The organism is Aquipseudomonas guryensis (genome assembly GCF_014164785.1).
GTDB classification, from domain to species: Bacteria; Pseudomonadota; Gammaproteobacteria; order Pseudomonadales; family Pseudomonadaceae; genus Aquipseudomonas; species Aquipseudomonas guryensis.
Map to the genome: position 1 here is coordinate 306,776 of NZ_JACJFN010000003.1, position 22,434 is coordinate 329,209.

The window sequence follows — 22,434 nt, forward strand, 5'->3', positions numbered from 1 at the left end:
TATCAACTGTCCTGGCTCACGCCAGGCGCGCCAACGTGCAGGCCGCGACGGAACCCTCGATGCCGAGGGCGAGCTTGACCACTTTGTCCGACACCAGCGGCAGCGGTTCGCTGTCGGCGTGCAACTGCACCCCGGCGGCGTTGTCCAGCGGCGCCTGAGCGCGAAATGCCAGCAGGCGTTGTTGCTGCATGGCGTCGGCGAGAATGGCCAGATCGGTGAGGCCGCTGGCCGCCACCTGATAACCGAACTGCGCCTTGTACGAGACCGCCGGAATACCGTTGTCGCCCCACACTTTGCGCACCGCCATCAGCTCGGCCTGGTCACTGCCGCGGATGCCGTTGCCGTGCATGAAGATGCAGCCGACCTGCTCGGCGCTGATTTCAGCCTGCGCCAGCGAGTCATCGATGGTGCGCGAGATGGAACGGAAGTCCGGCGAGAAGGATTGCCCGCCGCGTGACGAGCCACCGCTCTGGCACATGGCAAAGCCATCGATGCGCAGACGCCCCTTGCCACCACGGGCAGCCAGGTGTTCGGGGCTTTCCAGCACCGTGGCGGCCAAGCCGCCACCGAGCATCACCCCTTCGGTCGCCGCCGAGAACGGCTGGGTCACCGAGCGCGCCAGGGCATTCAGGCCGCCCATGAACATCAGGTTGTACAACGTCACCTGCTGCCAGGACGCCACCACGGCGATATCCGCGCGACCGGATTCGATCGCCTTGCTGGCCAGGTACAACGCCGACATGCTCGAGCAGCTGGCGGTGGACAGCGCCAGCGGCGGCATGGCCAGTTGGTAATGCTGCATCAGCAGGCGGCCGAGGCGTTCCTCGGCGTAGTTGTCACTGTGCATCTGCTTGAGCGCCGGGTTGAGCTGCAGATCTTCCTGGTCGTTGCGCTGCAGGTAGGCGGTGAATTCCATCACCTCCGGCTGCACGCCCTGACCACCGATGTACAGCTGCACCCGCGGCCCGGCCAGGGCCTCACGCCCCAGGCCGGCATGCTTGAGTGCTTCATCGATCACTCGCTGGAGCAGTACCAGGGCCGTCGGCGCATCGCTGCGGCGGCCCTTCACCATCGCCGGCATGGCCACCTGCAGCGGGTTGAATGGCATGCCCAGACGGGCCGCCTCGCGCTCGTCCGGGAAGTACGGCTGGTAGTCGGCCTGGCGCTGTTCAGCCAGTGCCGCGACCAGTGCCGGTGCATCCAGGCCCAGGCCGTTACAGGCACCGACCCCGGAAATCACCGCCGCGCGGGGCTTAGGCATGCAGGGCACCCTTGCGCAAGACCACGGCGTAGTTGTTGCCGCCGTCGGAAGCACCGATCAGCAGGGCATGCCGCACTTCACGCTGGATCGGCTCACGCACGAAGGCGATGTCGTCGGCGCAGAACTCGCGGGTGAAAGCGATCGGCATGATCTCGCCGGTCTTCATGGCTTCCAGCACCAGCGACAGGTTGAGCAGTGCGGCAGCCGATTCGACGAAGCCGAAATAGCCGTTGTAGTTGACCAGCGGAATCTCGGCGCTGGCGTTACCGAACACTTCGCGCACGGCACCCAGTTCCTTGTCCGCGCTTTCCGCCACGCCCCAGCTGGTGCCACAGATCAGATCGACCTGATCAAAACGCAGACCGGCATCATCCAGCGCCTGGCGGATCGCCGCGGTCATGGCATTGCCGCGCGCCAGCGCCGGCTCACCCGGGTAGACGGCATCGCAGGAGCGACCATAACCGACCACTTCGGCGAGAATCTCCGCACCGCGGGACAGCGCACTGTCGACATCCTCGAGCATGGCCACGGCCGCGCCTTCGCCCAGCACGAAACCACTGGGCTTGGCGCCGTAAACCTGAAAGGAATCCTCCTCGGCCGTCCAGCTGACACGGGTACTGCCGGCCTGCGACATCAGCGCCGAGGAATAGGCATTCTCATCGGCACCGCCGACCAGTGCCTGCGGCTGCAGGCCCTGACGCACCAGCTCGTAACCGTAGAACAGCGCACCGAACGAGGCGTTGTAGCCGGTCGACAGGGTGGTGTTGTAGCCCTTCATACCCTTGGCGATGGCGCAGAAGGTGGCGATGGAGTTCATCAGCGCCGAGGGGAACTCGAAGGTGCGCGCGCGGCGCGGGTCCGGGTACAGGCTCTGGGCATATTTGGCCACGGTCGACTGTGGCCCTTTGGACATGCCCATGATCAAGGCAGTATCGGTATCGCCGTGACGCACCTTCTTACCGCCACTCTGCAGCGCCTGCTCCAGAGCCAGCAGGCCGTAGGTGGCAATCTTGCTGGCCTTGCGCGAGTCGAAGTTCTTCAGGTGCTTGCGCGGCTCGATATTGCGCACTTCATGGGCACGGAATTGCAGGGCACGGATATCGCCTTCACCGAGGCCGGCCAGCATCTCGCTGAGACGCGGGTTGGCCGCCAGCAGCTTCTCGTATTCCTGGCTGTTCTCGTCGCCGTCCAGCCAGTCGCTCACGGCAATCAGCGCCGAGCCCAGTTCGCCGTCGCGAATGCGCTGGCTGATCTGCTCCTGACCATAGCCCAGGGAACTCAACGCGCCCATGCCGGTAATCGCCACGCGCCGCGGGCGGTACTCGGTCTGCGGCACCTGCTCGGGCTTCACCGAGGAGACGATGCTGCAGTTGTTGCCGCCGAAGGCATAGTTGTTCTTCATGAACAGCGTGACGTCGTGCTGCTGGAACTCGTTGGGCACGTAGTTGAGGTCGCAGCCGGTGCGCGGCACGCTGAAATTGAGGGTCGGCAACACCTTGCCCTCGGGCAGGGTGACCAGGCAGGCGATCAGCTCGATGATCCCGGCCGAGCCGATGTTATGGCCGAAGTAGGACTTGCTCGAACTGACCGGAATGTCGGCGATGTTGGGGAACACCTTCTTCATCGCCAGGGTTTCGGCGCGGTCGTTGGCTTCGGTACCGGTGCCGTGGGCATTGATGTACTGGATCGCTTCCGGGCCGACCCCGGCATTCGCCAGGGCCGTACGCATCACCAGGGTGGCGCCTTCGGCACGCGGGTCCGGCGCGGTCTCATGGTGGGCATCGGACGAGGTGGCGTAGGAAATGATCTCGCCATAAATGGTCGCGCCTCGCGCCTTGGCGTGTTCGTACTCTTCCAGGACGATGGCGCCAGCGCCTTCGCCAATCGACAGCCCGGGCGTGCCGGAGAACGGGCAGCAGGATTCCTCACGCATCGCCTTGAGAGCATGGAAACCGGCGAAGGTTGGCAGATAGACCGGGTCGGAACCGACGATCACCGCCACCGGGTTCTTGTCGTTCTGGATCAGGTCGAAACCGATGCCGATGGCATTGGTACTGGCGGTACAGGCAGTCGCCACCAGTTCGAAACCGCCCTGCAGCCCCAGCAACGAGGTGACCACAGGGCAGATGGAGGAAAAGTTGCCGGAGACTTCCATCTTGCGAACGGAAAACTCCTGCGGACGGTTTTCGATCAGCGGCATGATGGCTTCGGCGCCCGCGGAGGACACCCCGACCACCAGGCTGGTCTTTTGCAACAGCGGGTCGTTGAGCAGGCCGGCTTGCACCAAGGCATCGCGCCCGACCTTGTAGCCCCAGAGTACGGTGCGATCCAGCTCAGGCAGCAGTTCCTCGGCGATACCTTCGTAGTCGACCGGCTGCAGTACCTCGGAGGCCAGGGCATGGTCGAAATACTTGAGGAAATGCTCGCTCGGGCGGATCGACGCCTTGGCCGCAAACAAGCCCTCGCGGAACTCATCCACGGTATTGCCCAGTGCCGTCAGCACGCCCATCCCTGTGACTACTATTCGCTTGCGCTTGACCATATCCGTACTCCTCTGCGGTGCTACTCGAACGAGCCACCCGAAGGTGTGGCCGCCTCCCCGGCGGCCACCCTCGCTATTGTTGTTTGCGACGTATCAGGCCTTGGCCTGCTGCTCGATCAGGCTCTTCGGTCGCGAGGCATCGACATAGCTGTGCTCCGCCGGGTTGACCATGAAGCTGAAGTTCTGCAGGAACGGAATCGCGCAGGTGTTGATGGCTACGTGACCCGCGGTGCCGGCGATCTGGTACTGGTCGATGCCGGCATAGGCGTACTCGCTGTCGAGCAGGGCCTGGCCGATGTAGCCATCGACACCCACCGAATGACCGAGGGTGATGACCTTGCCGATCTGCTGTTCACCGCTGAACACGGCATCGCCGAGGCCCAGCGTCGCGCCGTCGCCCTTGACCACGAAACCGACCACGCGCTGCTTGGCGCCCTCTTCCAGCTTGGCCAGTAGGGCCTCGCGACCGATGAACTCGTCCTTGTCGTAGCGCACCGCCCACTGCAGTTGCAGCTCGATCGGGCAGGTGCTGAATTCACCCACCAGGGCCGGATCCCAGCAGGGGTTTTCCAGGCGCGACTTGCCCTGGAAGTAGATACCGCCGGCTTTCATGTCGAACTTGGCACCGGCCTCGCTGGCACGCTGCCACAGGTCGGCAGCGCCTTCCTTGGAGGTCAGCACCTTGAAGGCGAACTCGCCGTGCTTGCCGGAGCGGAACAGGATCGCGTCATCGACATGCATGAACTCGAGGAACGGCAGGCCGAGCACATCGAAGCCGTACAGTTCGGCCATCAGTTCCCAGCTGTAGGGACCTTCGAACAGGGTGGTGGTGAGCTTGTCGTTCTGTGCGCTGATCTGCACCTCTTCGTCGCCGACCAGGGCCTGCAGGCTGGCCGCCAGCTTGTCGCCGCGCATCCACTCGGAGATCAGCAGGAAGCGCTCGTCATCGCACAGTACATAGAGGTCGGTGACGATCTGCCCCTGGTCATTCAGCAGCAGGGTGTACAGCGCCTGCTCGTCGCGGATCACCGAGAGGTCACCGCCAACCACGCGATTGAGGAAGTCGTAGCCATCGTCGCCCTGCACTTCGACGATGCCGAAGTGCGAGTAGTCGACCATCAGAATGTTTTTGCGCGAGGCCAGATGTTCTTCGGCCGGATGGCCATAGTGCAGCGGGATCTTCACGCCATTGCGTTCAACCAGAGTGGCACCGGCGGCTTGATGAATGGATTCCAGACTCATGAAAGTGCTCCTTAAAAAGTGGGCGGCGGATTGCGTGCGGCGGCCGATCAGGCGGCGGCAGCGGCCTGGCGCTGGATGATGAAAGAGGCCAGGGAATTGACGTTGCGCATGTAGGACGGATCGTCGCCCTCGGTGATGCGCACGCCGAACTCTTCGTCGAGCATCACCACCAGTTCGGTGGCGTCCACGGAGTCGAGCTTGAGGCCGCTACCAAACAGCGGGGTGTCGTCGTCGATCTGCTCTTTGCTCTGGTACAGATTCAGTCGATCGATCAGGCTTTCCTTGAGTTTGTTCAGCACGCTCTGGCGTTGCTCGATCACTGCTTGCAGTTGCTTGTCCATGTTTTATTCCTCGCTGAATGGCGGTTGTAGCCTGGCCTGGGGTTTAGCCTGGGTAGTTGAACGGCTTCGACATGTCGAACCAGAAGTTGGCGAGCTTGCCGGTGGTGGTCACCCGCCGACCGATGCGCGCCTCGACCTTGAAATGGCTGAAGCCGGCCGGGTCCTTCATGATCAGTTCGCTGCGCATGAACAAGGTGTCGCCAGGCACCACGACGCTCTTGTACTTGAGGTCCTGGGAGGCCAACACGCCGCCCCACTTCTTGCGGATACCGGCAATGATTTCCAGGCCGGCCTCCGAATGCAGGGCCTGTTGCAGATCGCGGCGCGCGGACAGGTCACACTCGAAACGCTGCTCGTACTCTTCACAGAAGGCGGTGAGCAGCGTCAGGTAGTCGCTGGTCTGGCCCATCGCCTCGGCGATCAGCACGCCCGGCATGATCGGGCTGTCCGGGAAGTGCCCGGTGAACTGCGGCTCATTGAACGAGATGTTCTTCACCGCCGTGATGTAGCCACGCGAACCGCGCTTGAACTCGCAGATCTTGTCGACCAGGAAGAACGGGTAACGCCAGGGGCCCATCTTCATGAGCATCGAGGGTGCAACGAGACTTTCTTCGGAATCGGCCATGGAGCCTCCTTAACGCATGATCAGGCCGCCATCGACTACCAGCGTCTGGCCGACGATGTAGCTCGATGAACTGGAGCAGAGAAAGGCAATCGCCTCGGCCACTTCACGGGTCTCACCCATGCGTTGCAGAGGAATCACCGACAGGGTCTGGCGGATCACGTTGCGCGGTACGCGCTTGGTCATCACCGACTCGATCAGGCCGGGCGCCACCGCATTCACCCGCACGCCCTTGGAGCCCAGTTCGGCGGCCAGGGTGCGGGTGAAGCCGATCATCCCGGCCTTGGCCGAGCTGTAGTTGGTCTGCCCGAAGCTGTTGGTCATGCCGGCGATCGAAGACACGTTGACCACGGTCGCCAACTTGGCCTTGCGCAGCATGCGCAGGGCCGCCTTGGTGGCCATGAAGGTGCCGTAGAGGTTGGTCTTGATGACGTCGTCGAATTCCTCGTACTCCATCAGCGAGAACAGGTTGTCGCGGTACTTGCCAGCATTGTTGACCAATACATCGAGCTTGCCGTCTGCTTCCTCGATGGTGGTCATGGCCGCTTCCAGTTCATCCTTCTTGGTGATGTCGCACTTCAGCGCGATCACCCGTCCGGCGAATTCCTGACGATCCGCCAGTTCGCCGAGGCGTGTCGGATTGCTGTTGTAGGTGGCGTACACCTTGCAACCGTCCTCCAGCAATTTCTCGCACACCGCCAGGCCGATATCGCCACTTGCCCCGGTCACTAGCGCGACCTTCCCCTGCAAATCCGAAAACGTTGCCATTGTCTGACCTATCGTCTTTTTGGTTGTTAACCGAGCACAACTGCCGCCACTGCGTGCGTGCCGCAGTGGGATATGCTCAAACTCGCCGCACTCAAACCTGACTGCTGCATGACTTCACGAAACCGGCCGGCCAATACCAGGTACGGCCGCCCCCTCTCCTCGTGTTCTATTTCCATGTCGTGAAACAGGATGCCGTCGCCAAAGCCGGTACCCAGGGCTTTCACCGCTGCTTCTTTGGCCGCCCAGATACCGGCAGCCCGCTCCGCGTTCTCCTCGGGGTTGCCGATGTAAGCCAGTTCGCGTTCGGTGTAGACCCGCGTCATGAAACCTTCGCCGCTACGCTGGCTGGCGGTGCGGATACGCTCGATCTGCACGATGTCGATGCCGATATGCATGCTCAGTTGAACTCCGCCATGCGCCGCGGCACGGCCACGGGCGGCACCGCCTGCTCGTCGATGAACTGCGTTGCCTGCTCGGCATCACGCTGCAGGGTCAAGCCGCGCTCCTGCCAGAAAACCCAACCGAGAGCGGGGAGCAGCAACAGACAGAACAAAGCGAATGGCAGAACCAGCGGCAACAGGCTGAGCATCAGGCAGCAACCTAGGGTCCACAGCGCCAATACGCCGTAGTAGGCAAGCAGGCGCTGGAGCAGTGGCCGTCCCGGTCGCGCAGAGACAGCATCGGCGCTGAACAGGCTGGAGAGACCCTCGCCGACCCGCGAAAACAGCCGAGAGCGGCGTGCACCAAGCAAAGTGAAGAACCCAGCGATCCAGATCAGCAGCAGCGCCGCGACCATGAACTCGGGCGTGCCGTAGCCCGACGCCAGACTGAATTCCGGCTTGTCCTGCAGGGGCCAGATCAGTACCCAGTTGATGGCCAGGGTGATGATCAGGTCCTCGCGCCGATAGCTCGCCGCCTGACGCGGGCAGCTCAGCCCCTGGCGCAGGGTGTTTTCACCTTCCGGGCTGGCCAGTACCAGGAAGTAGCGGGCACTGCCCAGCAGCAGCCAGCACAGCAACAGCGGAAACACCCCCCCCATCACCACCATGACAACCACGCCACGCTGCTCAGGAAACAGGCTGTGGCCCGCGACCAACAGCAGCAGTACCAACAGCGTAAGTAACACCGGCATGCCCAGCGGGCTCTGCAGCGGGTTGAGCCAGCGCAGCACTGGCGTGATCCGCAGGTTGCGCACCGCACTCAGCTCGTCCCTGGACATCATGAATTTCGGTGCCAGCGTGCTGTAGATCCAGTACCCAGGCGCATCGCGAAAGGCACCAAAGCTAACCCCGGCGGCAATCGCGCCACCGGCCAGCAGCAACTGCACCAGACCCAGTTCGGCACTGTTGCGCACCAGGGCAAAGGCCAGCAGCAGGCACAGCAGGGTGAGACCGAACCACAGAGCCACGGCGTAACGGCCAAGGTGTCGCTGAAAAGTCGGAAGCATGGTTCAGGAATCTCCGGGCAGTCGGCCGCTGATTACTCGGTCACGGCCGAAGCCGGTTTCGTTACGATCAGCTCGGCGACATGCCGCGTACTGAGCTGGTCCTGCAGCGCCGGGAAATCCAGCAATAGGCGACTCAGCACCTTCTTCGGGCCGACTTCGAGACACAGGCGCACACCGCTGGCAGCCAGGTTGTGCATGGTTTCGCGCCAGCGCACGGTGGAGTACAGGTTGGTCACCAGGTCGGCACGCAGTTGCTCGATGCTGCTCAGGCGGTCAGCCGCCTGATTGCCGAATACCGGCACACGCGGCTCAGCAAAGCTGAGGCTGTCGATCACCACCTGGAAGTCTTCGGCGCCCGGACGCATCAGGCTGCTATGCCAGGCACCATTGACCGGCAGGCGAACCTGCTCGAAGCCTTCGCGCAGAAGCACCGGCAGCAGCTCCTTGAGCGCCAGCTTGCAACCGGATATCACCTGCTGGCGGGGCGAATTGTCGTTGGCCACGGTGATGCGGTCGGCCAGTTCGTGCAGGGCGATCAGCTCGGCGATGCCATCACGGTCAATGCCCTTGATCGCATACATCGCACCCTCGGTTTGTTCGGCCAGGGCCTGCATGATCTGGCCACGAGCGGCTACACCACGGAACACGTCTTCCAGGCTCAGCACGCCGGCGGCATACAGCGCCGAGAACTCACCGACGCTATGACCCGCCACGCAAGACTCGCCCACGGCCCCCTTGGCGCGCAGCGCTTCGAGGCAGGCGATGTTCACCGTGGTCACGGCCACCTGCTGGTATTGGGTCTTGTCCAGCTTGGGCAGCGGCCCTTTCAGGCACAGCCGACGGACATCGAAGCCGGCGATATCACTGGCACAGTCCCAGACACGGGCGGTAATCGGCGACTGATCGCAAACATCGCTACCCATGCCGATGTGCTGAGTACCCTGCCCAGGAAACAGCAGGGCACAGCCGTGCGTGTCGTTACCAGATTGCTCGTACGCCTGCATATCCCACCCCGCTGGTTCCCAATCGACCAAATTCACTGCGATCCTGCCCACCCAGATAACCGCCGCCGACATAAACTTCAAAGTGCCGACTAAGTTGCGAGGAGAGGTGCAGATTCAACGCAAAACTTTGATCTTCAATGTTGTAGATAGTCGAAGTTTCCCACGACAGCATTTGCAACTCCGCCTGATCGCGCTGGACATGCGCCATCAAATATTGACGCCCCAGCATCAGATCGCGGCGTACCGTGTTATCGGCTTCCTGGACAAACAACAGTTGATAATCCCGAAACACCTCGGCACCACTGAAGCGATAGGCCTGTTCCGTCACATCGAGGAAGTCGAAGTAATCATCCCAATTTTTTTCATCCAGCCCCTGATCCTGAAACAGGTATTCCACGGAAATGGCCAGGTTATTCTCCGTGGCATAGCGCAAGCCGGCAGCAAATTGGGTAAATACATCACGTTGCTGCTCGATAAAAATTTCATCGGCGCTCGGGAACTGCCAAGACTGCAACTTGGCCAGTGCCGCAGAACTGGTTTCGCGGATATCACTGCGATCACGCGCCGCCAGTTCCAAGTTAAGAATCCAGTCGTCCGTCAAAAAACCGCTGGTACCGAGACCGGCACCGAAGTTTTCACCACCCTGCAGAACAAAGCGCGGATTGAAATCCTCAAATAACGACGAGGTATAGGCCGCGTAATAACGTTCTTCGCTATTTGTCCGTTGCAGCGTCGTCCATTCGGCAACCCGCGCCTTACTCGACTCATTCGCCAACTGCGGAATGGCGGCCAATTCAACCGTGCCATATTGATTGAACCATGATGCCTGTAGCGCTACCGAACCTTCGCGATAGCTATCACGCCAGGAAACGCCCATGGCATTGATCACACCCCGCGACGAATAATTTCCAGGGTTCTGCAAAAAATCCAACGGACTGACAAAGAAAAACTGGCCGTTGCGAATATCTTTTTTCCCAACATCCACAAACAGAGATTCATTCGGACTTAATGACAAATAGGCTTCACGGATAAAACCGTGATTGTCGTAGCCATCATTGCCTTGCGCACTGCCGCTTTCACCGTAATTCTGCATGCGCTCGCCATAGGCACTCACATGCAACTTCGTGGCATCCACTGCACAGTCGACGTTCAGTTCGCTGTACAGCGCAGAGTGGCGCTGATCCTTACTGAAATCGCCCTGCGGATTGAGCTTGGCATCACGCACCTGCGCCTGCCCCGCCTCGACCCCGGAATACCCGCCCGCACTGCAATCCACGGCCTGCACAGGCCAGACCTGCATTCCAACGCCTGCACCGAGCGCCAGCAAAATCCATTTGCGCATCATCAAGACACCGACTTCAATTAGCGCAAGCGCAGCAAATATTCTTTCTGGAAGTAGGCTTCTGGAACTTCTTCGAGGCGCACATCGGAATACAGCATGCGCGTGTACTGCTCTTTCTTCAGGCTGTCTTCGATGTAGATCTCGTGTGGCCGATATTCACCAAGGGCCAACTTGTAATCCTTGTACCAGGCGCGCTTCAGCACCTTATCGCCGGTCGAGAGAAATTCCGCCTTGAACGGCCGGGAATTTTCCACATCCACCCAGTAACTGATCTTCGGGTAGGTCACATGCGGCCAACGGCGCTGCAACTCCAGGCGGTAACACGGGCGCCCGTCACAGTCTTCCGTAGCCGCGACTGTCGCAATATAGGAAAGATCGAAATCAGTGGCGACCACATCGCCATTTGAAACCTGTCCAACCAAGCGCTGCTGACGGGAAATAGGTATGGGCCGGCGCAACTTTGGCTCGTAATACCAAAGTTTATCGAAGATTGATAACAGCGACTTGCCACGTTCAGTCGGCGGATCAACAAAGCGCACCAAGGCGCGGGCATCACCGGCTTGTTCGGCAGTCGGCTTATAAAAGCGCATGGCGACATCAAGGCTTTGCCGGGAAACTTCTTGCTCGCCTTTCATTTCGACCAGAGTCAATGCATAACGAAAGGGTTCGGCGGGAGCGCGAATACGGTCGGCACGACGAATGATCGCGACAGCCGGAGAGGATTCTTCGGTGGTTACGGAGGAAATAACAGATCTATCTGCAGACACTGTTTCAGGAGCCGCCGCACTATTCGACGAAACAGCAAACAGCCCAAGTGCCAATAGAATAGAAACAACAGAAGCTTGCATCCCTTTCCCCTGCACTACCAATTGGAACGGCAGCCTAATATTGCAGAAATTATTATTCTTATTAACGACTCTCTACTTCCATGGAGTCGCTTTAGTACGCAGAAAACGCTGGCGCATCCTATTTTTACATTTGCGCCACTGTCAACACAGCGTCTTTTTCAGGAAGCTGCCGAGCACGAACCAGCTCACATTAAAGCGGTCACCAAATGAATTGCAAAACTCAATTTAAATCGGCCAAAAGAAAAACAACAACGCTCCTGCAATTGTCACAATCATTATATTTAGGGCACTTAAATAGCCATAATTTTCGTGACCAATAAGTCACGAAAACGGATCGATTTAATCACCGTAACGTCTGCTCTAGAGAGGCCCAAGCAAGAGGCACCAAGCAATGCCACACGAGTGATTAGTGCACTGTATGTTGCGCACAATTTTTCCGCCTAGCAGCCGAATCGCCCGTCGGAACGGAAAAATGTCGGATAAGCCGGGAATGAGCGGGCGGAATGAAAAAAGGATGAATGGCCGTTTCTGCGGTATGAATCACCCCTGGTGATTCAGCAAAAACCGGCTAAAGAGAGCTATCGCCCGCACAGAGCGGGCGAATTGACCTGCTAAAGCGCTTAAAGCCCGGTGCTGAACCAGGACAACAGCAAGGCCGCCAGCAGCGTGATGCCGGCAAAGACATAGAAAAAGCGATTCAAACGCCGCGTTGATTCACTCAGCAGCGATGCCTCGTCGCTCAGTTCAACTTGGCTGCCAACAACCAGGCCAGCAACCGCACGCTGTTCGCGAAAGCGTGTGGCCAGTAGCAACCAGGCTCCCGCAACGGCGAAAAACAGAGCCAGGCTGTTGACCACCTGGGCCGGGTGATTGAACAGCAGCGACCAGAAAACCTGCAGCGACATCAGCAACCTCTGCTTCAGGCGACCTCGGCACATAGCGCCGGGGCAACGAAAGGAATGGCAGCCAGGAAATAGCCGGCAGTCAAAATACGGTCGCGGATTCTACCTAAGCCCTGCGTGCATGGCTGTCGTTTCCGACGAAGTAGCTTCTGGCACTGAAGCCATTACCAATCGGTCTGATGATCGTCATGTTCGTCGACTATGTTCAGTCATTGCCTGGCTAAGCAGTAGCCATTGGACAACAACCAGACTAGGGAGATATGCAGCATGCTCAGTGCGCAACCGCAGGATCGTGATTACCTGATCGACTCACTGGACGATATGGAAGCCATCACGCTGATCGATGAGCTGTCCATCAATGTGCAGGATCACCACTGGCTGGCCTACTGCGCCCTGGGCGGTCACGAGCACTATGACCTGCCGGATATCGACGAGCAGACCGGCATCAGCCTGCCCGATCTGTACCACGAAGCGGCCTGACGCGGGCCGGATATGAAAAAACCCGGCCTGAGCCGGGTTTTTTTCATGCTGCAAAGACTTACTGGGTCAGCAACTGGCCGATGGCCGGGTCCTTGAAGGCACGGGTCATTGCATCGCTGAGCACATCGCTAACCAGCTTGGTGTTGGTTTCCTGGTTCGGCGCCATGCCGAAACGCTGGTTCAGCGAGGCACCGTAGCGACCGCTATAGCGGCGGGTGCTGTTCTGTACATCGACGCGGAAAGTGGCACTGATATCGGCCTCGGTGACGTAAAGACCCTCTTTCGGCGACTGGTACTTGAGGTCGGCCAGGGTCAGGGTCAACTGCGGCGCGTTGTAGGCATTGGCGCTCGGGGTGAAGCCGAGTAGGCGCACGGCGGCCTCGGCCTCGGCCTGCAGGCGCGGCAGGATGTCCTGGCCTTGCACGCTGATCGCGCTGGTTTCCGGATAAAGACCGCCACGGGTGCCGAGATTCGGCGACGCACGTCCATCGGCAACCCGCACCACTACCGGTTGGCCCTGGCCAACGGCGACCAGAGCCGCATTGAGGCGCGGTTGCGGTTTGAGTTGCTGCGGGCTGTGGGCACAGCCGACCAGGGCCAGGCTGAACAGGGCGATCAGGCCGAGCAGCGCACGGTTCATCATGCTTGATCTCTCCAGAAGGGGGTTACGGAAAATGGCCGGCAGTATAACCAGCAGGATTCTGGGCTGACAGCTGGTTTTTCTGACCACGCCAGCGCCGCACCAGTTCCTGTCATGCCCCTGTCACCCGGCCATGGGATAAGGATTGGGCAAATCAAGAGGACAGCCTGATGATGAATTTGTGGAGCCTGCTCAGCCCGCGCCGCAAGATGCGCTGCTACGCCCTGCTGGACAGTGATGGCCGCTGCCGCGCCTTGCGTGAGAGCACTGTGCTGCCTTCCCAGCCAGGCTGGGTACAGGTCAGGGAATTGCGCACCTGCTGGCTGGGCCAACCGCTGCCCGTCAGTGAGATCATCCTGTCCCGGCAACAATTCAGTCGCCCGCGAACGCTGGTAACTGCATAAAAAAACCGCCCCGAGAGGCGGTTTTTTTATCGAGCATCAGACAGTTCAGGCATTCAGCTGCAAGCGCTTGGCTGATTGCTCACTGACCTCGCGGTACAGCTCGGCATTCTCTTCCAGAACGGACTCACGAGCCGGGAAGATTTCCTTGAGCTTGCTCGCCCAGGCTTCGCTCTTGGCCTGCTCGGCAAAGCAGCGCTCAATCAGGTTGAGCATGATCGACACGGTCACCGAAGCGCCCGGCGAAGCGCCCAGCAGGGCTGCGATAGAACCATCCTCAGCCGACACCAGCTCAGTACCGAACTGCAGGACACCGCCTTTCTTGGCGTCCTTCTTGATGATCTGCACGCGCTGGCCAGCAATCTCCAGGGTCCAGTCCTCGGCTTTGACCTGCGGATAGAACTTGCGCAGGGTCTCCAGACGCTGCTCCTGGGACTGCAGCACTTCCTTGATCAGGTAGCGGGTCAAGTCCATGTTGTCACGGGCCACGGCCAGCATCGGGCCGATATTGCTCGGGCGTACAGACAGCGGCAGGTCGAGGAACGAGCCGTACTTGAGGAATTTGGTGGTGAAACCGGCGTAAGGACCGAACAACAGCGAAGTCTTACCATCCACCACGCGGGTGTCGAGGTGCGGTACCGACATCGGCGGCGCGCCGACTTCGGCCTGGCTGTAGACCTTGGCCTGGTGGAGTTTGACCACTTCCGGGTTGTCGCAACGCAGCCACTGGCCGCTCACCGGGAAGCCGCCGAAGCCCTTGCCTTCCGGAATGCCGGACAGCTGCAGCAACGGCAGGGCGCCACCACCGGCGCCGAGGAAGACGAACTTGGCGGAAACCTCACGCTGCTCGCCGGTCTTGCTGTTCTTAATCTCGGCCGACCAGCCCTGGCCACTGCGCTTGAGGCCGGTGACTTTCTGGTTGTAGCTGACATTGATGCCGCCCTGGCTGGCCAGGTAATGCAGCAGTTGATTGGTCAGTGCGCCGAAGTTGACGTCGGTGCCATTCACAGAGCGAGTAGCGGCGATACGTTCGCTGGCATCGCGGCCCTGCATCATCAGCGGCATCCACTCAGCCATGGCGGCCTGGTCTTCGCTGTACTGCATGTCGGCGAAGGCGTGGTGCTTGCTCATCTGTGCGAAACGGGTCTTGAGGAAGCTGATGTCCTTGTCGCCCCGCACGAAGCTCAGGTGCGGCACCTGGTTGATGAAGTTCTTAGGCGAGCCGAACTCGTTCTTGCCACACAGGTAGGACCAGAACTGCTTGGAGACTTCAAACTGGGTGTTGATCTGCACGGCCTTCTTGATGTCGACCGAGCCATCGGCCGCCTGCGGCGTGTAGTTCAGCTCGCAGAGACCGGCGTGACCGGTACCGGCATTGTTCCACGGGTTGGAACTCTCGATGGCACCCGAGGAACGCAGCTCGGCAATCTCCAGCTTGAGGCTGGGATCCAGTTCCTTGAGCAGCACCGCCAGGGTGGCGCTCATGATGCCAGCGCCGACCAGCAGCACATCCACAGTTTCGTGATTGACTTGCGTCATTAACGCTTCTCCAAGATCTGCAGTACCAAATTGATGGCATCGGCCTTTTGAGCCGCGCATCAACCACTAATCACTGACAGCCAGACAGGTGCCTGGAATATCGCAGCGACGATCATCAGGGGCCGTTGACTCGGCCTGACCCGATTCCTCACCACCTCTCATTGGCATGCGCCACCTGTGGGCAACCCATGCGCTCAAACTCTACAACACCGCCGTTATGGCCCGCCGAGCCTGCAAGCGCTCAAGGCTGGATCCACCGCACGCCTGCCAAACAGGCGCAAGCCGACCTTTGCCGGGCGGTTTTACGGCGCGCACAATACCATTAATGACGCATTTTCAGACGCAAAAATTGCGCCGATAACATCCGCCGATCCTGTTTATTGGCCGAATCAGCCGCGTGCGGCCTTGATCGCCTCGATATAGGGTTCGGCCAGGCGCTGATCTTGAATCAGGGCGATGAAATCGTTGCCCTGGGCATCCTTGGCATTCAGGTCGTAACCGGCGTCCTTGAAAAAGCCGAGAAACCGCTCGAAATCGTCGATGCGCAGGCCGCGGTAGGCCTTGATCAGCTTGTGCAGGGACGGCGGCGTGGCATCGGCCGGCTCGACCGCGAGGAACAGCTTGATCGAGTCTTCGCTGATTTCTTCGCCAATCACCTGTTTCTTGTCTTTACGCATCACGCACTCCAGCTCGGCGACCATCACGGGGCCGGCAGTTTACCCTTGCCCGCCAGCGCGCTCAACGCGACTAAATGACTTGCGCCAACGCAATCCCACACGACTCGCAAGCCTTTATACTGCGGACTGTCGACACGGAGACTGCGATGCCGCTACCCCAGCTGTTTGCCGCCTGGCGCCAGGCCCTGCGTGCCGGTTATAGCCTGACGGCTCTGCGTGGCGACCTGAGCGCCGGCCTGACCGTCGGCATCATCGCCATTCCCCTGGCCATGGCCCTGGCGATTGCCGTAGGCGTACCGCCGCAGCACGGTCTGTACACCGTGCTGATCGCCGCCCCACTGATCGCCCTGACCGGCGGCTCGCGCTTCAATATCTCTGGGCCGACCGCTGCCTTTGTGGTGATTCTGCTACCGATCACGCAGCAATACGGCATCGGCGGCCTCCTGCTCTGCACCCTGCTGGCCGGGTTGATCCTTATAGCCCTGGGCCTGGGCCGCGCCGGCAAGCTGATCGAATTCGTACCTTACCCGGTCACCCTGGGTTTCACCGCTGGCATCGGCATCGTGATTGCCGTGCTGCAGATCAAGGACCTGCTCGGCCTGCAGCTGGCTGGTGCGCCACAGCATGTGGTCGAGCATCTGCAGCTGATCGGCCAGGCCCTGCCGGACTTCCACCCCGGTGATGTATTGATCGCCAGCGCCAGCCTGGCGACCCTGCTGCTGTGGCCGAAACTAGTGCCCAAGGTACCCGGCCACCTGGTCGCCCTGGCTGTAGGCGCCCTGCTCGCGCTGCTGCTGGAACGCCTCGGTCTGCCGGTGGCGACTCTGGGCGAGCGCTTCAGTTATAGCGTGGACGGCGTCAGTCATCCTGGCATACCGCCCTTCTTGCCGAACTTTGCCTGGCCCTGGCAGTTGCCGGGGCCAGATGGCCAGCCTCTGGTGCTGTCCTTCGAGCTGATACGCCAGCTGCTGGCACCAGCCTTCGCCATCGCCATGCTCGGCGCCATCGAGTCGCTGCTGTGCGCCGTGGTCGCCGATGGCATGACCGGCAGCAAGCATGATCCGAATGCCGAGCTTATCGGCCAGGGCCTGGGCAATCTGGTCGCCCCGCTGTTCGGCGGCATCACCGCCACCGCCGCCATCGCCCGCAGTGCCGCCAACGTACGCGCCGGGGCCTTTTCGCCACTGGCAGCAATCATCCATGCCGCCGTGGTATTGCTGGCCATGCTGTTCCTGGCGCCTCTGTTCAGCTATCTGCCGATGTCCGCACTGGCCGCCCTGCTGCTGATGGTGGCGTGGAACATGAGCGAGCCGGGCCACGTGCTGCACACCCTGCGCATTGCCCCACGCAGCGATGTGCTGGTTCTGCTCACCTGCCTGCTGCTCACCGTGCTGTTCGACATGGTCCTGGCGGTCGGCGTCGGCCTGTTGCTGGCGACCGGCATCTTCATCAAGCGCATGAGCGAGCTGACCGATACCACCGCACTACCGCGCAGCCAGCTGCAACTGCTTGGCGAACTGCCGGAGCAGGTGCTGGCCTACAGTATTCGCGGCCCACTGTTCTTCGGTGCAGCAGAGAAGGCGCTGAGCGTGCTGCGCCGTTTCAACCCGGAAGTGCAGGTGGTGATCGTCGAGATGAGCGCGGTGCCGCTGCTGGACATGACCGCCCTGGCGGCCCTGGAGAACGTGCTGCACGACTACCGCAAGCACGGTATCGGCCTGGTCCTGGCCGGCGTGTCGCCGCGTCTGCGCCTGAAGCTGCGGCGTGCCGGCGTGCATCTGGAGAATCACCGCCTGGCCTATACCCGCACCCTGCCGCAGGCACGGGCCAAGGCCCTGAGCTGGCTGGAGCAAGCGGCTAATCCATAGCCCGGATGCAATCCGGGCGCGAATTCGCCGGCTTCCCGGATGGCATCCGGGCTACACAAAGGTCAGATGAACTGCGCGCGCATCCAGGCCAGATAGTCGGCCACGCCGGCCTCGCCTTCGCGCGGCGCCCAGCTGGCCTGCTCGCCTTCGGCCAAGGCGCGGTAGGGGCCGGCCTTGCATTCGAACAGCACGCTGTCTGCCGCCAGCACCACCAGGGCATGAAACTGCCCCGGCGGCAGATCGCCCCCCAGGCAGTCACCGCCCGCTTCAAGCAGTCGGGTTTCCTGCAGCTCGCCGCTCTCGCTGAACAGCAGCAGGCCGAGTCGCCCCTGCAGCACCAGCAGGGTCTCGGCCTTGTCGGCTGCCAGATGGCGGTGGGGCGGGATATAGGTATCCGGCTGCAGCCCTACCGCCAAGCGGTGGCAGGGCTCGTCCATCTCATGCAGGTTATGGTGGCTGCGCTGGCGCGGGCTCTGCGCCGCCCTGACGGTCAGCGCGGCGAACAGGTCACGATCGAGGAAGGCCGGCGTTTTCATGTTTGATCCTGTTTACGATCTCGCGAGCTAGAACCAGGCAAGGCAAAAGTGCGCGAGGACGCGGAGTTTACTGAGTGTAAATGAGCAGTATTCGCCGAGTTCACCCTTCGGGCCGCGCTGAAGCGCGTTAGTGGCAAGCCACTTTCCGAGCGCGCTTTTAACGCAGCATGGTCGACGCGCAGCAGATCGTAAGCAGGATCAGAGGCCTTTGACCGCGTAGATGCCAGCAGCGTTACGCCAGTAGCCCTTGTAGTCCATGCCATAACCGAAGATGAAGCGATCCTCGCAGGGCAGACCGACGTAGTCGGCCTTGAGGTCTGGGCGCGCCTTGCGGTCGTGGATCTTGTCGATAAGCACCGCAGTGTGCACCTGGCTGGCACCGGCGTGCTTGCAGAAGTCGATGATCGCCGACAGGGTGTGCCCTTCGTCGAGGATGTCGTCGATGATCAGCACTTCGCGATCAATAAAGGAGATTTCCGGCTTGGCCTTCCAGAACAACTCGCCGCCAGTGGTCTCACTGCGGTAGCGGGTGGCGTGCAGATACGACAGCTCCAGCGGGAAGCCCAGTTTGGGCAGCAGCTTGCCGGCGAAGATCAGGCCGCCATTCATCACGCAGAACACCACCGGATTGCTCTCGGCCAACTCACCGTTGATCACCGCAGCGACTTTATCGATGGCCGCCTCGACCTGTGCATCGGTGTACAGGCAATCGGCTTCGGCCATGATTTGGCGGATGTGGGCGAGGTCGGCAGACATGGGGTTCTCCGGGGCGAATAAATCGTCTGGTTAAAAAATGGTCGGCAAAGGTACTCAGACTGATGCGCCAGGGCAAGTCTGGGCGGATATTTTCTGACCACTTACTCAAGTCAGTCAGTAAACTGCGCATCGTCCAGCTGGCATGACCAGTGCTTTACTCTAGACAGTATTTCAGCCGCCCTTCCCGGAGACCCTGCATGCCCATCCGCGAGATCCGCCATCCACTGATCCGCCACAAGCTCGGCCTGATGCGCCGCGCCGATATCAGCACGAAAAACTTTCGCGAACTGGCCCAGGAAGTGGGCGCCCTGCTCACCTACGAGGCAACCAACGACCTGCCCCTGGAAAACTGCGAAATCCAGGGCTGGGCCGGCACCGTGCAGGTAGAGAAGATCGCTGGCAAGAAGATCACCGTGGTACCGATCCTGCGCGCCGGCATCGGCATGCTCGAAGGTGTGCTCAGCCTGATCCCCGGTGCCAAGGTCAGCGCCGTCGGTGTGGCGCGCAACGAGGAAACCCTGCAAGCGCACACCTACCTGGAAAAGCTCGCCCCGGAAATCGACGAGCGCCTGGCGCTGATCATCGACCCGATGCTGGCTACCGGCGGCTCCATGGTCGCTACCATCGACCTGCTGAAAAAAGCCGGCTGCAAGGAAATCCGCGCCATGGTCCTGGTCGCCGCACCGGAAGGGATCAAGGTGGTCAACGACGCCCATCCGGACGTGATGATCTTCACCGCCTCCATCGACCAGTGCCTCAACGAGCACGGCTACATCATTCCCGGCCTCGGCGATGCTGGCGACAAGATCTTCGGCACCAAACAGAAGGACGCCTGAGCATGCAGGATGAATACAACGATCCACTCTGGCGCCAGGTGGTTTCCGGCGCACAGATGCTTTTCGTCGCTTTCGGCGCCCTGGTGCTGATGCCGCTGATCACCGGCATGGACCCCAACGTCGCGCTGTTCACCGCTGGCATCGGCACCCTGCTGTTCCAACTGGTCACCGGGCGCCAGGTACCGGTATTCCTGGCCTCCAGCTTCGCCTTCATCGCGCCGATTCTCGCCGCCAAGGGTGAATTCGGCCTGCCTGCCGTACTCGGAGGCGTAGTTGCCTCCGGCCTGGTGTACATCCTGCTCAGCGCTTTGGTACGGATCAAAGGCGCTGGCTTCATTGACCGCCTGCTGCCGCCGGTGGTGATCGCCCCAGTGATCATCTCCATCGGCCTGGCCCTGTCGCCAGTGGCGGTAAACATGGCCATGGGCAAGGCCGGTGACGGCAGCGTGCAGCTGGTACCTTACGAAACCGCCATGCTGATTTCCATGCCGGCACTGATCACCACCCTGTTGGTGGCCGTGCTTGGCCGTGGCCTGCTGCGCCTGGTACCGATCATCGCCGGCATCGTCGTTGGCTGCGTGCTGGCCGCCTTCTTCGGTGTGATCGACAGCAGCGGCATCGCCACCGCACCCTGGCTGGCGATGCCGGCCTTCGTCGCTCCCGAACTGCACTGGGGCGCCATTCTCTATATGGTGCCGGTGGCCCTGGCACCCGCCATCGAACACATCGGCGGGGTCGTGGCGATTGGCAGCGTGACCGGCAAGAACTTCATCAAACAGCCTGGTCTGCACCGCACCCTGCTCGGCGACGGCCTGGCTACCTCGGCGGCCGGCGTTTTTGGCGGGCCGCCCAACACCACCTATGCCGAAGTCACCGGCGCGGTGATGCTGACCAAGAGTTTCAACCCGAAGATCATGACTTGGGCAGCCATTTTCGCCATCGCCCTGGCCTTTATCGGCAAGTTCGGCGCGGCGCTGCAGGCCATCCCGGTGCCGGTGATGGGCGGCATTCTGTGCCTGCTGTTCGGCTCGATTGCGGTAGTTGGCCTGAACACCCTGATCCGTCACCAGGTCGACCTGTCCGAGGCGCGCAACCTGATCATCGTCTCGGTGACCCTGGTATTCGGTATCGGCGGCATGGTGATCGGCAACGGCGACTTCGCCCTGTCCGGCATTTCCCTTTGTGCCATCAGCGCCTTGCTGCTGAACCTGGTGCTGCCGGGCGGCAGTGCCTGGCACAAGCACCCGCCGCTGGACCCGGAAATCTGAATGAAAAAGCCCCGCACTCGCGGGGCTTTTTCATGCGGTTCACGCGGCGCTAACCAGGCGCCCCGAACAGGAGCACCCAATCCTGCCTCAGAATCTGTTTAGGGTCTTTTGAGCTAGAGCCAGGCAAGGCGCAATTGGGCGAGAACGCGGAGTTTACGAGGTGTAAATGAGCAGTTCGAGCCCAATTGCAACGCAGCATGGCCGACGATCAAGAGATCCTAGACAGGTTCTCAGAACGGCTCGGCGATAAACTTGAAGGGATAGTTGGCCGCCTTGTAGGCGCCGACCTTGCGCTTGGGCAACTTGACCTTGGGCTGTGGGATTTCCTCGTAGGGGATCTGCTGCAACAGGTGGCTGATCAGGTTCAGACGTACGCGTTTCTTGTCCTCGGAGCGGGCCACGAACCAGGGCGCCCAGGATGAATCGGTCGCCTCGAACATCTCGTCACGGGCCTGGGTATAGGCGTCCCAGCGATTGTAGGATTTGATGTCCATCGCGGTCAGTTTCCAGGTCTTGCGTCCATCCTCGATGCGCGCGCGCAGGCGCCGTTCCTGCTCCTCCGGGCTGACTTCCAGCCAGTACTTGAGCAGGATGATCCCCGACTCGACCATGTTGCGCTCGACCAGCGGCGCGCCATTGAGGAACTTACGCAGCTGCGTCTCGTTGCAGAAGCCCATCACCCGCTCGACGCCGGCGCGGTTGTACCAGCTGCGATCGAAGATCACCACTTCACCGGCCGCCGGCAGGTGCTGGACATAGCGCTGCACGTACATCTGGCTCTTTTCCCGCTCGGTCGGCGCCGGCAGCGCCACCACGCGGAACACCCGCGGACTGACCCGCTCGGTCAGCGCCTTGATGGTGCCGCCTTTGCCAGCACCATCGCGGCCCTCGAACACCACCACTACCTTGGCGCCGGTGGCTACCACCCATTGCTGCAACTTCACCAGTTCGACATGCAGATCATGCAACTGCTGCTCGTACTCCTTGCGTGACAGTTTGGCGCCGGCAGCCTCGGCTGCTTCGGCGGTGCCCTGTTTGTGCTTGCCCTTGTGTTTGCTCATGTCGAATCCCGTCGTTGGTGATAGCCAAGAATTAGCCTAGATCGCCAGATGCC

The 22,434-nt window shown here is 61.0% G+C and carries 23 protein-coding genes; 5 read left to right on the top strand and 18 right to left on the bottom strand.

All coding sequences use genetic code 11. The features are described 5' to 3' along the window. Positions 1-16: 16 nt before the first annotated feature. The 12 genes from H3H45_RS13055 to H3H45_RS13110 all read right to left on the bottom strand — a co-directional run bounded on the left by H3H45_RS13055 (position 17) and on the right by H3H45_RS13110 (position 12,322). The gene (locus H3H45_RS13055; RefSeq protein ID WP_182834180.1) at positions 17-1,261 is read right to left on the bottom strand and encodes a beta-ketoacyl synthase N-terminal-like domain-containing protein; all 1,245 of its coding nucleotides are present in this window, start codon (positions 1,259-1,261) and stop codon (positions 17-19) included. Beyond that, the gene (locus H3H45_RS13060; RefSeq protein ID WP_182834181.1) at positions 1,254-3,803 is read right to left on the bottom strand and encodes a beta-ketoacyl-[acyl-carrier-protein] synthase family protein; all 2,550 of its coding nucleotides are present in this window, start codon (positions 3,801-3,803) and stop codon (positions 1,254-1,256) included. Before H3H45_RS13060 ends, H3H45_RS13055 begins: the two co-directional genes overlap by 8 nt. Positions 3,804-3,896: 93 nt before the next feature. Beyond that, positions 3,897-5,045: an aminomethyltransferase family protein gene (locus H3H45_RS13065; protein WP_182834182.1), complete on the bottom strand. Its 1,149-nt coding sequence runs from the start codon at positions 5,043-5,045 to the stop codon at positions 3,897-3,899. A gap of 47 nt (positions 5,046-5,092) precedes the next feature. Further along, positions 5,093-5,386 carry an acyl carrier protein gene (locus tag H3H45_RS13070; RefSeq protein WP_173208933.1) on the bottom strand — a complete coding sequence of 98 codons (294 nt, stop codon included), beginning with the start codon at positions 5,384-5,386 and terminating at the stop codon, positions 5,093-5,095. 43 nt (positions 5,387-5,429) lie between these two features. Then, complete coding sequence (locus H3H45_RS20290; RefSeq protein ID WP_173208935.1) at positions 5,430-6,011, bottom strand: 3-hydroxyacyl-ACP dehydratase FabZ family protein; 582 nt, start codon at positions 6,009-6,011, stop codon at positions 5,430-5,432. A 9-nt stretch (positions 6,012-6,020) separates the two neighbouring features. Further along, positions 6,021-6,776 (bottom strand): 3-oxoacyl-ACP reductase FabG, encoded by a 756-nt coding sequence (fabG, locus tag H3H45_RS13080; RefSeq protein ID WP_173208937.1) that lies wholly within the window; start codon positions 6,774-6,776, stop codon positions 6,021-6,023. Between the two features lie 26 nt (positions 6,777-6,802). Further along, positions 6,803-7,171 (bottom strand): holo-ACP synthase, encoded by a 369-nt coding sequence (acpS, locus tag H3H45_RS13085; RefSeq protein ID WP_173208939.1) that lies wholly within the window; start codon positions 7,169-7,171, stop codon positions 6,803-6,805. Positions 7,172-7,173: 2 nt separating this feature from the next. Further along, positions 7,174-8,223, bottom strand: a complete 1,050-nt coding sequence (locus H3H45_RS13090; RefSeq protein WP_182834183.1) for a hypothetical protein — start codon at positions 8,221-8,223, stop codon at positions 7,174-7,176. 32 nt (positions 8,224-8,255) lie between these two features. Further along, positions 8,256-9,227 carry an ACP S-malonyltransferase gene (locus H3H45_RS13095; protein ID WP_182834184.1) on the bottom strand — a complete coding sequence of 324 codons (972 nt, stop codon included), beginning with the start codon at positions 9,225-9,227 and terminating at the stop codon, positions 8,256-8,258. Continuing rightward, the gene (locus H3H45_RS13100; protein WP_182834185.1) at positions 9,202-10,572 is read right to left on the bottom strand and encodes a hypothetical protein; all 1,371 of its coding nucleotides are present in this window, start codon (positions 10,570-10,572) and stop codon (positions 9,202-9,204) included. Before H3H45_RS13100 ends, H3H45_RS13095 begins: the two co-directional genes overlap by 26 nt. Before the next feature lie 17 nt (positions 10,573-10,589). Beyond that, a complete protein-coding gene (locus tag H3H45_RS13105) occupies positions 10,590-11,417 on the bottom strand; it encodes an outer membrane lipoprotein-sorting protein (protein ID WP_182834186.1) in 828 nt (275 codons plus the stop codon). A gap of 620 nt (positions 11,418-12,037) precedes the next feature. Continuing rightward, complete coding sequence (locus tag H3H45_RS13110) at positions 12,038-12,322, bottom strand: hypothetical protein (RefSeq protein WP_182834187.1); 285 nt, start codon at positions 12,320-12,322, stop codon at positions 12,038-12,040. A gap of 264 nt (positions 12,323-12,586) precedes the next feature. On the opposite strand from H3H45_RS13110, the gene H3H45_RS13115 reads away from it, so the two are divergent. Further along, on the top strand, positions 12,587-12,799 hold the full coding sequence (locus tag H3H45_RS13115; protein ID WP_182834188.1) for a hypothetical protein: 213 nt from the start codon (positions 12,587-12,589) through the stop codon (positions 12,797-12,799). 58 nt (positions 12,800-12,857) lie between these two features. On the opposite strand, the gene H3H45_RS13120 is transcribed toward H3H45_RS13115, so the two are convergent. Then, complete coding sequence (locus H3H45_RS13120) at positions 12,858-13,442, bottom strand: YajG family lipoprotein (protein WP_182834189.1); 585 nt, start codon at positions 13,440-13,442, stop codon at positions 12,858-12,860. 167 nt (positions 13,443-13,609) lie between these two features. Here H3H45_RS13120 and H3H45_RS13125 point away from each other — a divergent pair, with 167 nt between their 5' ends. Beyond that, positions 13,610-13,843: a hypothetical protein gene (locus H3H45_RS13125; protein WP_182834190.1), complete on the top strand. Its 234-nt coding sequence runs from the start codon at positions 13,610-13,612 to the stop codon at positions 13,841-13,843. 45 nt (positions 13,844-13,888) lie between these two features. Here H3H45_RS13125 and mqo read toward each other — a convergent pair whose 3' ends face one another. Together mqo and H3H45_RS13135 are read right to left on the bottom strand one after the other, a co-directional pair. Then, positions 13,889-15,379 (bottom strand): malate dehydrogenase (quinone), encoded by a 1,491-nt coding sequence (mqo, locus tag H3H45_RS13130; RefSeq protein ID WP_182834191.1) that lies wholly within the window; start codon positions 15,377-15,379, stop codon positions 13,889-13,891. Positions 15,380-15,768: 389 nt separating this feature from the next. Next, the gene (locus tag H3H45_RS13135; protein WP_182834192.1) at positions 15,769-16,056 is read right to left on the bottom strand and encodes a PA4642 family protein; all 288 of its coding nucleotides are present in this window, start codon (positions 16,054-16,056) and stop codon (positions 15,769-15,771) included. Positions 16,057-16,202: 146 nt separating this feature from the next. On the opposite strand from H3H45_RS13135, the gene dauA reads away from it, so the two are divergent. Continuing rightward, entirely contained in the window at positions 16,203-17,924 is a 1,722-nt protein-coding gene (gene dauA, locus H3H45_RS13140) for a C4-dicarboxylic acid transporter DauA (protein ID WP_182834193.1), read from the top strand. Between the two features lie 62 nt (positions 17,925-17,986). Here the strand turns inward: dauA and H3H45_RS13145 are convergent, their stop codons facing one another. Beyond that, positions 17,987-18,460 (bottom strand): WbuC family cupin fold metalloprotein, encoded by a 474-nt coding sequence (locus H3H45_RS13145; RefSeq protein WP_182834194.1) that lies wholly within the window; start codon positions 18,458-18,460, stop codon positions 17,987-17,989. A 198-nt stretch (positions 18,461-18,658) separates the two neighbouring features. Beyond that, complete coding sequence (locus tag H3H45_RS13150) at positions 18,659-19,216, bottom strand: hypoxanthine-guanine phosphoribosyltransferase (RefSeq protein WP_182834195.1); 558 nt, start codon at positions 19,214-19,216, stop codon at positions 18,659-18,661. Between the two features lie 197 nt (positions 19,217-19,413). Here H3H45_RS13150 and upp point away from each other — a divergent pair, with 197 nt between their 5' ends. After that, positions 19,414-20,052, top strand: a complete 639-nt coding sequence (gene upp / locus H3H45_RS13155; RefSeq protein ID WP_182834196.1) for a uracil phosphoribosyltransferase — start codon at positions 19,414-19,416, stop codon at positions 20,050-20,052. Positions 20,053-20,054: 2 nt separating this feature from the next. Beyond that, positions 20,055-21,320: a uracil-xanthine permease family protein gene (locus H3H45_RS13160; RefSeq protein WP_182834197.1), complete on the top strand. Its 1,266-nt coding sequence runs from the start codon at positions 20,055-20,057 to the stop codon at positions 21,318-21,320. 230 nt (positions 21,321-21,550) lie between these two features. Here H3H45_RS13160 and ppk2 read toward each other — a convergent pair whose 3' ends face one another. Next, positions 21,551-22,381 (bottom strand): polyphosphate kinase 2, encoded by an 831-nt coding sequence (gene ppk2, locus H3H45_RS13165; RefSeq protein WP_182834198.1) that lies wholly within the window; start codon positions 22,379-22,381, stop codon positions 21,551-21,553. Positions 22,382-22,434: the final 53 nt, after the last annotated feature.